General features: G+C 72.0%; 10 protein-coding genes and 1 riboswitch. Of the genes, 8 read left to right on the top strand and 2 right to left on the bottom strand.

All coding sequences use genetic code 11. The features are described from left to right. Positions 1 to 137: 137 nt before the first annotated feature. The gene (locus tag J0911_RS17370; RefSeq protein WP_207276702.1) at positions 138 to 974 is read right to left on the bottom strand and encodes a C40 family peptidase; all 837 of its coding nucleotides are present in this window, start codon (positions 972 to 974) and stop codon (positions 138 to 140) included. Positions 975 to 976: 2 nt separating this feature from the next. Next, positions 977 to 1,141: riboswitch (cyclic di-AMP (ydaO/yuaA leader) on the bottom strand. A gap of 303 nt (positions 1,142 to 1,444) precedes the next feature. Here J0911_RS17370 and J0911_RS17365 point away from each other — a divergent pair. Together J0911_RS17365 and J0911_RS17360 are read left to right on the top strand one after the other, a co-directional pair. Next, entirely contained in the window at positions 1,445 to 1,873 is a 429-nt protein-coding gene (locus J0911_RS17365; protein WP_207276701.1) for a thioredoxin family protein, read from the top strand. Then, entirely contained in the window at positions 1,870 to 2,337 is a 468-nt protein-coding gene (locus J0911_RS17360) for a DUF4395 domain-containing protein (RefSeq protein WP_207276700.1), read from the top strand. Before J0911_RS17365 ends, J0911_RS17360 begins: the two co-directional genes overlap by 4 nt. Positions 2,338 to 2,487: 150 nt before the next feature. On the opposite strand, the gene J0911_RS17355 is transcribed toward J0911_RS17360, so the two are convergent. Continuing rightward, complete coding sequence (locus J0911_RS17355) at positions 2,488 to 4,797, bottom strand: rhamnogalacturonan lyase family protein (protein WP_207276699.1); 2,310 nt, start codon at positions 4,795 to 4,797, stop codon at positions 2,488 to 2,490. Positions 4,798 to 5,320: 523 nt separating this feature from the next. On the opposite strand from J0911_RS17355, the gene J0911_RS17350 reads away from it, so the two are divergent. From J0911_RS17350 to J0911_RS17325, 6 genes are all read left to right on the top strand, one after another. Further along, entirely contained in the window at positions 5,321 to 6,955 is a 1,635-nt protein-coding gene (locus J0911_RS17350; RefSeq protein WP_207276698.1) for a serine/threonine-protein kinase, read from the top strand. A 223-nt stretch (positions 6,956 to 7,178) separates the two neighbouring features. Further along, on the top strand, positions 7,179 to 7,709 hold the full coding sequence (locus J0911_RS17345; RefSeq protein ID WP_207276697.1) for a pyridoxamine 5'-phosphate oxidase family protein: 531 nt from the start codon (positions 7,179 to 7,181) through the stop codon (positions 7,707 to 7,709). A 114-nt stretch (positions 7,710 to 7,823) separates the two neighbouring features. Continuing rightward, entirely contained in the window at positions 7,824 to 9,134 is a 1,311-nt protein-coding gene (locus J0911_RS17340) for a cytochrome P450 family protein (RefSeq protein WP_207276696.1), read from the top strand. 63 nt (positions 9,135 to 9,197) lie between these two features. Next, positions 9,198 to 10,430, top strand: coding sequence for a sulfotransferase family protein (locus tag J0911_RS17335; RefSeq protein ID WP_207276695.1), 1,233 nt, complete (start codon positions 9,198 to 9,200; stop codon positions 10,428 to 10,430). Positions 10,431 to 10,708: 278 nt separating this feature from the next. After that, entirely contained in the window at positions 10,709 to 12,007 is a 1,299-nt protein-coding gene (locus J0911_RS17330) for a cytochrome P450 family protein (RefSeq protein WP_207276694.1), read from the top strand. Between the two features lie 64 nt (positions 12,008 to 12,071). Next, positions 12,072 to 13,301 (top strand): sulfotransferase family protein, encoded by a 1,230-nt coding sequence (locus tag J0911_RS17325; RefSeq protein ID WP_207276693.1) that lies wholly within the window; start codon positions 12,072 to 12,074, stop codon positions 13,299 to 13,301. Positions 13,302 to 13,362 lie beyond the last annotated feature (61 nt).

Here is a 13,362-nt window from a genome sequence, read left to right as displayed (position 1 = left end):
GTGCGGCGCGCCCGGGACAGGTTCGACGCCGAGGCGGAGGGGGACCGGGACCTTGGTCGCTCGGGCGAGACCGTGAGGGGACCGCGAGGGCCCGCACCATCGTGGTGCGGGCCCTCGCGGTCAGGTGGCGGCCTGGGTCAGCCGACGCGGATGTAGGTCGGGCTGGGCTGCCAGATCTCGGTGTGACGCACGGTCTGACCCGGGACGGGGGCCTCGACCTGCATCCCGTCGCCCGCGTAGATCGCGATGTGCCCGGGGCTCCAGATCAGGTCGCCGGGCCGCGCCTCGGCGGCGGAGACCACGGTTCCCGCGTAGCGCTGCTCGGAGGACGTCCGGGGCAGGTCGATGCCGACCTGGGCGTAGACGTATGACGTGAAGCCGGAGCAGTCGAACCCGGCCGGCGTCGAGCCGCCCCACACGTACGGCACGCCGAGGTACTGCATGGCGATCGAGAGCACCTCGGAGCCTGCCGCGACGGCGGGGGCGGCCTTCTCCTGCGCCGGTGCCGCGGACTCCTCGGCAGCGGCCTGCGGCGCGGCGGGCTCCTGGGCCGCCTCGGTGGCCTCCGCGACCGGCTCCGGCGCGGGCTCGGGCTCCGGCGCGGGTTCCGGCTCCGGTTCCGGCGCGGGCGTCACCTTGATCGTCCCGCGCTCCAGGGTGAGCTTGCTGTCGGCGGCGACGCGCACGGCCGGAGCCGCGTCGGCCTTCAGGACGGCCGCGTCCCGCACGGTCATGTCCTGTGCGGCCGCCGCCTCGGCGGCGCGAGGCGCGGCCTCGAGCTCGGCGGTGGCCGGGCGGGTGTCCGCCACTGGCGCGGCGTCCGAGGGGATGCTGAGCAGCGAGACGGCGAGGCCCGAGCCGGCGGCGACGAGGGCGCCCCGGCGCGCGGCGCCCGAGAGGCCCTGCGCGGCCCGGGTCAGCGGGGTGATGGCTTTGCGGGCAGCACGATGGCGCCCAGGCGTGCGAGTGATCACGGTGTTTCTCCCGACGCCTACGAGGTGAGCTGTCGGATTCGGATCGGAAGCTGACCCGGCCGCAGTACTACTACCTGTGCGGCTTCACCCCAAGGACACCGACGGTGTCCGTCCTACCTGGTTCCCCCGCCCCTGCCATGTGTTCCAGATCTCGGGACGGTGACAGGGCTCGGCGTCCGCCGCGAGAACCCGCGGTTCCGCGGGCGGACCGAACGTAGCGCCGATGGCGGCGAAGTCACAATCCGATCACGAGACAAAAGTCCGGGGCGTGTTCGCTTGACCGAATTGTTCGCGGTGAGATAAGTCACACCGCCGCGTTCCTGGGGTCGACGGAAACCGCGGCGTCGTGGCGGCGTGGCGTGAGTCGCCGTCCATCGACCAAGACGATGGTTCACAAAGGCTGTGTCGATGTGATGGGATCTGCACGATCAGCAATGTCCGGTCGTGACGGCCGGGCGGACGGGACGGCGATGGAAATCTTGTTGCTGGGTGGTGCGATCGCGGTGACGGCGCTCGCGGGGGTGGCCTGGTCGCGACGTCAGGGCGCGGTGCGAGGCCCGAGGCTCGCCGGTGGCGGCGAGCCGGCCGACTGGCTGCCGCAGGGCGCGGACCTCGGTGCCCGCGCGACCTTCGTGCAGTTCTCCGCGGAGGTGTGTGCGGCCTGCCGGTCGACGGCACGGGTGCTCGGCGCGCAGGCCGCGCGGGAGGACGGCGTCGTGCACCACGAGCTCGACGTCGAGGACCACCTCGCCCTGACCGGGCGGCTGGGCATCCTGCGGACCCCGACGGTGCTCGTCCTCGACGGTCACGGTGCCGAGACGGCACGGATGAGCGGCGCGGTCACGCCGGCCCGGGCGGGCGAGGCGCTGGCCCGGCTGACGGGAGAGCAGGCACGATGACGACGTCGTCGGACACCAGGAACCAGGGTGCGATCGACCCCCGCGGGCCACGCCTCGGCGCGGGGATCACCGCGCTGCTGCTGGCGATCGTCATACTGCTCGGGGCGAGCACCGCGGGGCTCGTGCTGCTCGTCGTGATCGCGCTCGGCTTCGTGCTCGGTGCCGTGCGCGGGGCGGAGGGCACGTGGCAGGGCTGGATCTTCCGGACGCTCGTCCGGCCCCGGCTGGCGCCGGCGCCACCGGAGGACCTCGAGGACCGCAGGCCGCCCCGGTTCGCCCAGGTTGTCGGGCTGGTCGTCACCGGGACCGGAGTGGTGCTGGGACTGCTCGGCGTGCTGACGGCCGTCCCGGTCGCCGCCGCGGTGGCCTTCGTCGCGGCCGCCCTCAACGCCGTGTTCGGCCTGTGCCTGGGCTGCGAGATGTACCTCCTGCTCCGCCGCCGGGGGATCGTCCGCGCGGCCTGAGGAGGTGCCGCCGCGACCGCGCCGTCGTCCGCGGCGATGGCGTCCTCCGCGGACGACGGCGCCCCGGTGCGGGCCGGGAGGTGCACTGCTGCCCGGCGGTCCCGTGCCAGCCTTCGGCCGGGACCGCCGGCGGCGTGACGCCGTGGGTGCCTACGGCGCCACCACGTCCGGCCAGGGCGCGGGTGCCATGTCGCTGCCGATGTGGAAGCTCGGGTGCGGTGGCTGGTTGTAGGCCGTGTTCTGCCACGCGATCGCGACGCGGTACTGCGGGTCGTGCATCAGGGTCGGGATCCGCAGGTCCGTCTCGTACGGGGTGGAGTAGACGCGCAGGGCCGAGTTGTCGCTCGTGCGCCAGACCACCTCCTCGCGCCAGTCGCCGAACAGGTCCGCCGACAGGGCGGGAGTCGCCTTGGTGCCGTTGTTCGACGACACCCCCGAACCGGTGAGCTGCCGTTCCCCGGGTGAGTGGTTGTCGATGTGCGTGCCGTCCAGCAGTTCGCGCTCGCCGTCGTCGTCCCACCACGTGACGAAGTTGGCGGAGCCGGGTTTCGCGCCGATCGAGTTCCCCGAGGCGTTGAGCAGGCCGCTCACCTGGGAGGACCAGAACTCCGCGCCGGGGTTGCCGGCGTCGACGTTCGCGGCGACGGCGCGGCCGTTGTCCCCGGTCGGCGTGGTCCGGAACAGGATGGACCCGGTGTCACCGTCGACCAGCCGCGACGACGGCTGGTCGGAGTGCTCGCCCGGCATGAAGACCTCCTGGCCGGGGTTGCTCGGTACGAAGTCGCTCACGTGGAGGGCGTCGCCGTGGTACATCCGCGTGTTCCACAGCGGCTGCCCGTCCGCCCCGATCGCCATTGCCCCGAACACGACGTCCTGGCGTCCGTCACCGTTCAGGTCGGCGACGGAGAGGCTGTGCGCACCCTGGCCCTCGTACTGGCTGCCCGCCGTGTCGGAGTCGAAGATCCAGCGGGTGGACAGGTTCTGCCCGTCGAAGTCGACCGCCCAGATGACCGAGCGGGTGTAGTAGCCCCGCGAGAAGATCATCGAGGGCGTCTCCCCGTCGAGGTAGGCCGTGCCGGCCAGGAAGCGGTCCACCCGGTTGCCGTAGCTGTCGCCCCAGCTCGAGACGTTGCCGCGCGGTGGCCGGTAGTCGACCGTGTCGATCGCGGCGCCGGTGCGGCCGTCGAAGACCGTGAGGTACTCCGGGCCGCTCAGGATGTAGCCGCTGCCGTTGCGGTGGTCGGCTCCCGCGTTGCCGATCACGGTGCCCCGGCCGTCGACCGTGGCGTCCGCGGTCTTCATCGCGATCTCGGCGGCGCCGTCGCCGTCGTAGTCGTAGACCTGGAACTGCGTGTAGTGCGCGCCCGAGCGGATGTTGCGGCCCAGGTCGATCCGCCACAGGCGGGTGCCGTCCAGGGTGTAGGCGTCGATGATCGTGTTCCCGGTGTACCCGGACTGCGAGTTGTCCTTCGCGTTGGTGGGGTACCACTTGACGATGTACTCGTAGTCGCCGTCACCGTCCAGGTCACCGACACTCGCGTCGTTGGCCTCGTAGGTGAAGCTGCCCGACGGCGTCGACCCGCCCGGGGGAGCCTGGATCGGGATGTCGCGGTAGCCGCCGGATCCGAACCGGACCTCGGCGGCCGCCGGCGTTCCCTCGGCCCCGCCGTTCACGGCCGACACCGAGTAGGTGGAGCCGGACGATCCGCCGTCGTCCCAGTAGTTGGTCGCGCCGGTCAGGGGCGAGGACGTGAGGCGCTGGCCGTCGCGGTAGACGTGGAAGGCGGTGTCCGGGGAGTCGGTGCCGAGGAGGCGCCAGCTGACGAGGTGGCCCGATCCGGTGGGGATGACGGAGACGCCGCGGGTGAGGCCCTCGACCTGGTAGGTGCCGTCGCCGGGTGGCTCGGTGGTGCCGCCGTCGTCCACCGGGATGAGGCGCCACTGCTGGTTGGTCCCGCCGGACGGGTCGTACTGGGAGATGCGGTCGCCGGCCGTGGTGGACCACTCCCAGACGTCGAGGGCCTTGCCGGAGAAGCGGTTGACGAAGGTGTGGTAACCATCGGCGTTCTCGGTGACCTGCCACTGCTGGTTGGTGCCGCCCAGGTCGTCGTACTGGGCGATGGTCGCGCCGTTCTCGGCGTTCCACTCCCAGACGTCGAGGACCTGGTTCGAGTGGCGCACCTGGATGCGGTAGTACCCGTTCCCGGCGTCGAGGAACCGGAACTGCTGGTTGGCCGTGTCGGTGCGGTTCCACTGGACCAGTTCGGCGCCTGGTTCGGTGGAGCGCCCGGTGATGTCGAGGACCAGGTTCGAGTGCCGTGACTCGATGATGTACCAGGTGCCGGCCTCCACCTGGGCCGAGGCGGTGAAGGGCGCGGCGATGAGGAGGGCCGCCGTCATGCACGCGGCCGCCGTGAGGGACAACAGGGCTTTCAGACGTCTGGTCAGAGTTGTGGACACGTTTTCACTCCGTCGTGAAGTGGTGCTGCGGGAAAGCGGTTGCCTGACGCTGCGACGGTAGAGAGCGGTGGCAGGGGCGTCAATCCGCCGCGACGGAGTGAACCGTTTCAACAGGGCGGCGACGTCACCCCGAGGGTGTGCTGAACCACCTTCGCCGTGCCTACCGGCAAGCAGGCCCGCTGCGGGCGTGACCGATGGGCTGACGGCCATCCGGGCGGGGGATGCGGTCGGTACGTTGTCGAGCGGTCGGTCCTTTGTCCGTGCGGTCGGTCCCTCAAGGAGCCGACCGCTCGACTTCGGACCGACCACATCTTCGGTGGGCGGCTGGTGGGTGGCTGGTGGGGTGGTCGGTGGGTGGCCGGTGGGGTGGCTGGTGGTGGGTGGTCGCTGGGTGGGTGGCTGTTGTGGGTGGCTGTGGGGTGGGGGGCGGGGTGCCGGTTCTGGGTGGCGCTCCGGCGATAGCATTCGCGTGCTGACTTCGCGACGGCTGGTTCGTGTCGCGACCGAGAGGAAGGATCGTCCGGTGCCCCAGGACGTGCCCGAGCAGTGGACGATCCCGCAGGCCGAGCCTGCAGCGCTGGCGCCCGGCGACCCACGCACCATCGGGCCGTTCCGGCTCCACGGGCGGATCGGCAGCGGAGGCATGGGATCCGTGTACCTCGGGGCCGACCGCCATGGCCGGCAGGTCGCCGTCAAGCTCATCCGAGGTGACCAGTCGCACGACGCCGAGTTCCGGTCGCGGTTCCGCCGCGAGGTGCGTGCCGCGGCCGGCGTGCGCAGCCGGTTCTTCGCGAACCTCGTCGACGCCGATCCCGAGGCGGAACTTCCCTGGCTCGCCACGGAGTACGTGCCCGGGCCGACCCTGTCGCGGGCGCTCGCGGAACGGGGACCGATGCCACGGGACGCGGTCCTGACCCTGGTGGCCGGGATCGCCGAGGCGCTGCACGCCATCCACCGCGCGGGGCTGGTGCACCGGGACGTGAAGCCGTCCAACGTGATCCTCGGGCCGGACGGCCCCTGCCTGATCGACCTGGGCGTGGTGGCGCTGAACGATGCCACCCGGGTGACCATGACGGGCCAGCCCGTCGGCACGCCGCTGTACATGGCGCCGGAGCAGGCGGCCGCCGGGCGGACGACGTCGGCCGCCGACGTCTGGGCGCTGGGCGTCCTGGCCTACCGTGCCGCCACGGGCAACGCCCTCTTCTCGGGGGACCACCCGGCGGTCGTGCTGTACCGGGTCGCGGCCCAGGAACCGTCGTACGACGACTGCCCGGCGTACCTGCGCCCGCTCCTCGACGCGTGCCTGGTCAGGGATCCGGAACGGCGGCCGACGATCGAGGCGATCCTCCAGGTGCCCGGGCTGCGGGAGCTGGCGGACGCCGCGGCCGGCGAACGCACCGTGCCCGACGCCCCGCCGCACGCGGGCGCGATGGCCGGTCCGCCCGTGAACGACCGGAGGATCGACCGGCCGATCACCCACGCGGGCGCCGGCCACGGAGCCGGCCGGGCGCGCGGCGACCGACCGGACGGGCAGCGCCGGGCCCGGCGCGCCGCTGTCCCGGCCGCGCCTCGTCGTCGTACGTCGCGCGGGCTCGTCGCCGCCGGGGTCGTGGCCGGTGTCGCGGTGCTCGCCGGGGTGACCTTCGGCGTCCTGCAGTCGCTCGGTCCCGGCCCGGGCGGAGTCGGCGCGGCGGAGCCGACGTCGGGCCCGACCGCGGGCGCGCAGCCCTCGTCGTCCGGCGATCCCACCGGCCGGGCCACCCCGACCGCCACGCCGCCCGACGGCAGCGACGACAACCCCTGGACGCAGGGCACCGTCAAGCGGCTCGGCGACGCCTCCTGCTGGAAGGCCGGGGTCGACGGCGTACAGGGCCGGGTGGTCACGCTGACCGTCGCCTGCGACAAGGCGGGAACGGCCGAGTACGCCGCGCAGACCCCGAGCGACTGGCTCGGCGTCTACGCCGTCGCGGCCGACGGCACCACCCGTCCCAGCGTCGCCGAGCACGCGTCCGCGAGCGACACGTTCTGGACCCACGGCGACCTCACCGACCCGGCCGGCGTGACGCTCACGGTGACGTTGCCCGACCTCGGCAAGCCGCTGGACACCGTCGCGGTGCGGCACAAGTACGGCTACGGCTGGTCCTGGGCCGCGAACTGACGAGCCTGCCGCCGCTCCATGCCGTTCACGGGGGCGTTCGCAGGTGGTTGGGTGTGCGTGTGGAGGTTGTGGCGACGAGTCTGGTCGCGGTGCTCGGTACGGCGGCGCGCTGCACGATCACCGGCGAAACCGGAGAGGGCGTCGCGATGTCGAGAACGGCGTGACAGCTCCGTCCCCGGGGTAGAGCGACCACCGTGGTCGCGCCGCTACCGGAGGCACCACCATGACGAACGACCGCACCACCGAGATCCTCGACCGGCCGCTGAGCCGGGAGCTGCTGGCTCGCGACCTCTGCCGTCTGGCCTACGTGGCCGAGGACGGGACGCCGCGCGCCATTCCGATCGCCTTCGCCTGGAACGGCAAGGAAGTCGTGATGTGCACGTCGAGGAACGCCCCGAAGCTGGCGTCGCTCCGGCGGAACCCGGCGGTCGCCGTCACCGTCGACACCGAGGTGCACCCGCCCAAGATCCTGCTCGTGCGGGGCACCGTCGAACTCGACGAGGTCGACGGCATCCCCGAGGAGTACCTCGAGATGAACGGCTCCTACGAGATGACGGCCGAGCAGCGGGTCGAGTGGGAGGCCGAGGTTCGATCCCTCTACGACGGCATGGTCCGCATCGTGATGACGCCGACGTGGGCGAAGCTGATCGATTTCGAGACGACCTTGCCCAGTGCCGTGGAGGAACTCGTCCGGCGGCGCGCGGAGCGCGAGCGATCGGGTGCCGGCGACGTGCCGGCCGCCGGGCTGGAGTGAAGTTCCTGCTCACCACGCCTCTCCCAGGGAGTCACATTCTGGACACGGACTGATATGTCCGGCAGAGTTCGAGCGGAATACCTGCACTTTGTACCCGACCCAGACGGGGACACGATGACCAGCTCGATCACCACCGACGGAATCGCCGGTACCGGCGGCGACGTGGGCGGTCCCTCCGGCCGACCCGTGAAGCTCGACGATCCCACGACCGTCACGATCATCCCCGAACTCACCGTGGCGTACGACGCCACTGCCGTCCACACCCGGCTCCGCGAGAGGTGGGGCGACATGGCCCCCGTGGAACTGCGACCCGGCGCTCGCGCCTGGCTCGTGACGGGATACCGCACGATCGTCGCGATGGCTCGCGGCCAGTTCCCGCTCACGACGGCGACCGGCGCCTGGAGCGGTCACCAGCGCGAGGTGTCGTCCGCCGACGCGCCCGTGCTCCGGCCGCTGGCTCCTGCCGACCGCCCGACCGTGGAGCACGTGGACGGGAAGGAGCACGGGCGGCTCCGCACCCCGCTCGACGAGGTACTCGGCGTGATCGACGACGCCGAGATCGCCCGGACCGCCCGAGCCAGGTGCGAGGAACTCATCGACGGCTTCGCGGGTACCGGTGTCGCGGACCTGGTGCGAGAGTACGTGACGCCGATGCCGTACCTGACGCTCGGTACCTTCCTCGGCTTCGACGCCGCGGCCGCACAGCGGGTGTTCGACGTCGCCTCGCTCCAGGCCGGTGGACAGGGCAGCGCGGCGGACGTGCACGAGGTGAGCTTCCTGCTCACCGGCCAGACGGCGGCCCGCCGCCCGGACGGCGAGCCCACGCCGGCCGGCCGGCTCGCGCAGCACCCGTCCTACGAGAACACCGGGGAAGCCGCACTCGGTCTCCTGTCACTCACCGCCATCGCGGCTCGCGGACTGCAGTCATGGTTGGCACAGACGCTCTACCTCGCCCTGACGGACAGCCGGTTCGCCGGGCGCCTGGCGGGCGGTCAGCTCGGGATCGACGAGGCGCTCGACGAGGTGTTGTGGGCCGCGGCACCGGTGACGACGCTGCCGCCGCGGATCGCCGTCGAGGACTTCCTGGTGGGCGACAAGCTCGTCCAGGCCGGCGATGCGATCCTGCTCGCCGTCGGCGCGCTCGGTTCGGACCCGAGCATCCGTGGCGAGGGCTCGTGGGACGGGTCCGGCAGCCGTGCCCACCTGACGTTCGGTATCGGTGCCCACGCGTGCCCGGCGCCGCACCTGGCCCGGCTCATCGTTCGGACGGCGGCCGAGACGCTGCTCCACCGCCTCGCACCTGAGCTCGCGCTGCGAGCCGACGAACTCCGCTGGGCACCGGACTTCCGGTTCCGGCTGCTGGAGCAGCTTCCCGTCGTCTTCCGCCCCGAGCAGCAGTCGGAGTCCGAGCCGTACCTGTCATGACCCGTCGGGCGACCTGTCGGACGCCCGAACGACCCGCGAGTCGATCGCACCTGAAAGGACATCGTGAGCACCACCACCACCCGGACCTCCCGGGTTCTCAACACCCTCTTCGGCCCCGTCGTCAGGGGGCGCGAGGATCCCGCCGCCGCTTGGGAGAAGGCGATCGCCAAGGTCGAGGAGGAGGCCGGCATCGAGGACCGCAAGCTCGCCGACGGCCTCTACCGCGTGTTCGAGAGCATCACCGAGGAGCCCAAGCTGACGCCTCTGGGCTTCTTCTTCGCTCTCAACGTGGTCAAGGACAAGTACGTCAACCGGCTGCGCGTCAAGGCCCTGCTGGCCGAGCGCCCCGAGATCAAGGACGAGAAGATCGTCGACCCGGTGTTCGTGCTCGGGCTGCCGCGCACGGCGACCACTCTCACCCACAAGGTGCTCGCGGCGTCGCCCGACCATCGCGGCCCGCGCGCCTGGGAGATGACGTACACCGGTCTCGAGGACCCGGAGGTCGCCAAGCGCGAGAGCAAGCGGTTCGACCAGAGCATCAAGCTCGTCACGAGCGTCTTCGCACCGGGCCTGAAGCACATCCACCCGATCAGCGCCAACGACCCGGAGGAGTCGCTGGTGCTCATGCCGCACGGGACCTTCTGGCCGCTGTTCCACGGCAGCATGCCCTCCTATCGCGAGTGGTACGCAAGCCGCGGCGAAGCGGAGCTGATCGGCGACTACGAGTGCCTGAAGGAGGGCTTGCAGGTGCTGCAGTACGGGCGGGAGCCCAAGCGATGGGTCCTCAAGTATCCGGCGCACCTGAACGACATGCCGGTGATCAAGAAGGTGTTTCCGGACGCCACGTTCGTGTGGACGCACCGCGACCCCGCCACCGTCGTCGGCTCGGCGTGCAGCCTCGTCGAGACGCTGTGGGCGCCGTACCAGATCGATCCGGACCCGCGGGAGATCGGGCGCCTGATCATGGACTCGATGGTCACGTGGGTGGACAACGCGCTGGAGGCACGGCTCAGCCTGCCGCCGTCGTCCATCGTGGACGTGCCGTACCACGCACTGAGCCACGACCCGCACACCGAGGTGCCGCGGCTGTACTCGGCGATCGGGGCGACCTGGACGGAGAGTGACGCCGCGCAGCTCGGGAAGGTGCTGGCCCGGCCGTCGGGCACGCGTCCGCACACGTACGACATGGCGCGTTACGGCCTGGAGAAGGCCTACGTCGAGGAGGCGTTCGCGCCGTACCTGCGCCTGCTGAACAGCTTCGACAGGCTGGACGCAGCGCCGACGGCGGACCTGTGACGCCGGGGCCGCGCGGGCGCACCGCGAACGCCTGCGCGGCCCCGCCATCGCGATCGCATCCGACCGAGCCGGCTCCGCGCCATGGGCGCGGGTGATGGTCGGCACGACGGCGAGGCCCGGGCCGCTGCCGACCGGACGTATCCGGCCGTGGCCCCCGCGCGACGGCGCGACATGATCTGGCCAGATACCGGACCGACCTCGACAGGTGCCGGAATGTCCGGCATGGTGCGATCCGAACCACAGGACTGCGACCTGTACCCGACCCGGACGGGGACACGATGAACAGCTCGACAATGATCGACGGCGTCGCCGGAACCGGCGGGGCCGTCGGCGACGATCCTTCCCGCCGGCCCCTGAAGCTGGAGGACCCCGCCACCGTGCCGGCGGTCACCGAGCTGACCGCCGCGCACGACGCCGCCGCCGTCCACGGACGGCTTCGCGAGGAGTGGGGCGAGATGGCCCCCGTCGAGCTGGAGCCGGGGGCCCGGGCCTGGCTCGTCACGGGGTACCGCACCATCGTCGCGATGGCCCGGGGCCAGCTGCCGCTCACGACGGCGACCGCCGGCTGGAGCGGTCACGAGCGCCGGGAGGCGTCCGCCGACTCCCCGCTGCTGCGGTCGCTGACCCGCACCGACCGGCCGACCGTCGAGCGGATGGACGGGCGCGTGCACGAACGGCTCCGCACCCCGCTCGACGAGGTGCTCGGAGTCATCGACGAGGCGGAGATCGCCCGCACCACGCGTGCCCGGTGCGACGAGCTCATCGACGGGTTCGCCGGGACCGGCGTGGCCGACCTCGTGCGCGAGTACGTCTCCCCGATGCCGCAACTCACCCTCGGCGCATTCCTCGGGTTCGACGCCACCACGGCGCAGCAGGTGTTCGACGCCGCGACCCGGCCGACGGCCGGAGGAAAGTCGGCGGCGGTGGTGCACCAGCTGAGCTTCCTCCTCAACGGCCCGGCCGCCCGCCGCCCGGACGGCGAGCCCACCCCGGCCGGTATGCTCGCGCGGCACGCCTCCTACGAGAGCATCGCGGAGGTGGCGCTCGGCCTGCTGTCCCTCACGGCCATCGCCTCCCGCGGCCTGCAGGCATGGCTGTCGCAGGCGCTCTACCTCTCGCTGACCGACGACGCGTTCGCGCAGCGGCTGGCGGGCGGCCGGCTCGGGATCGACGAGGCGCTCGACGAGGTGCTGTGGACGGCGTCCCCGGTGACCACGCTGGCGCCGCGGATCGCCGTCGAGGACTTCCTGCACGAGGACAAGCTCGTGCAGGCGGGCGACGCCCTGCTGCTCGGGGTGGGCGCCGTCGGCTCGGACCCGGCCATCCGCGGCGAGGGGGACTGGGACGGCTCCGGCAGCCGCGCGCACCTGACGTTCGGCGTCGGCGCCCACGCCTGCCCGGCACCGCACCTGGCTCGCCTCATCGTCCGTACGGCCGCCGAGACGCTGCACCACCGTCTCGCACCGAAGCTCGCCCTGCGGCCCGACGAGCTCCGCTGGGCACCGGACTTCCAGTTCCGGCTCCTGGAGACCCTTCCGGTCGTCTTCACCCCCGAGCAGACGGCCCCCCAGTCCTGACCCGTTCCACCACCTCTCCAGGCGTCGCGCGACCCACGACGCCGACCGCATCAGAAGGGACATCGTGACCCGCACCCCCCGAACCTCCAAGGTTCTCAACACCGTCCTCGGCCCCCTCGCCCGGGGGCACGAGGATCCCGCGAACGCCTGGGAGAAGGCCGTCGCCCAGGTCGAGGAGGAGGCCGGCACCCAGGACCGGAAGTTCGCCGACGACCTCGGCCGCGTGGCCACCGCGATCGGCGAGGAGCCCCGCCTGATGCCACTGGGCTGGACCTTCGCGCTCAGCCAGATCAAGGACCGGTACGCCAACCGGCTGCGGATCAACACCCTGCTGGACGAACACCCGGACATCGCGGACGAGCCGATCACCGACCCCGTGTTCGTGCTCGGTCTGCCGCGCACGGCCACCACGCTCGCACACCGGGTGCTGGCGGCCTCGCCCGCGCACCGCGGCCCCCTCATGTGGGAGATGTCGCACACCGGCCTCGAGGACCCGGGCGCCGCCGAGCGGGAGATCCGGAAGCTCGACCAGGGCAGCAAGTTCGTCACCGGCCTGTTCGCACCCAGCCTCAAGCACATGCACCCCAGCCGCGCCGAGCAGCCGGAGGAGTCCATGATGCTGCTGCCGCACGGCACCTTCTGGTCCCTGCTGCACGGCACCCTGCCGGCCTACCGCGACTGGTACGCCGGCCGCGGCGAGGCCGAGCTCGCCGGTGACTACGAGTACCTCAAGCAGGGCCTGCAGGTGCTGCAGTACGGGCGCGAGCGCAAGCGGTGGGTGGTCAAGTACCCCGGACACCTGAACGACATGCCGACCATCAAGAAGGTGTTCCCCGACGCGACGTTCGTCTGGACGCACCGCGACCCCGCCACCGTCCTCGCCTCCACCTGCAGCCTCGTGGCGACCATGTGGTCGATGTACCAGAAGGACCCGGACCCCCGCGAGGTCGGCCGGCTCGTGCTGGACACCATGGTCACCTGGGTGGACAACGCCCTGGAGTCACGGCTCAGCCTGCCGCCGTCGTCCATCGTCGACGTGCCGTACCACAAGCTCAGCGCCGACCCTCACACCGAGGTGCCGCGCGTCTACGCGGCCATCGGGGCCGAGTGGACCGCGAGCGACGAGGCCCAGCTCGACCAGGTGCTCGCCCGCCCGGCCGGCACGCGCCCGCACCGCTACGACATCGCCGACTACGGCCTGGAGCCCAACCAGGTCGAGGAGTCCTTCGCGGCCTACCTGGGCCTGCTGCACAACTTCGACGTGCTCGACGCCAAGCCCACCGCGGAGATGTGACCCCCGCCCGGCCCCGCGGCCGGGGACCGATGATGCGGTCGGCTCCTTGTCGAGTGGTCGG

It is taken from the genome of Myceligenerans salitolerans (assembly GCF_017349295.1).
GTDB classification, from domain to species: Bacteria; Actinomycetota; Actinomycetes; order Actinomycetales; family Cellulomonadaceae; genus Myceligenerans; species Myceligenerans salitolerans.
Note: the sequence above shows the minus strand (reverse complement) of the source record. Positions and strands in the feature narration are given on the sequence as shown.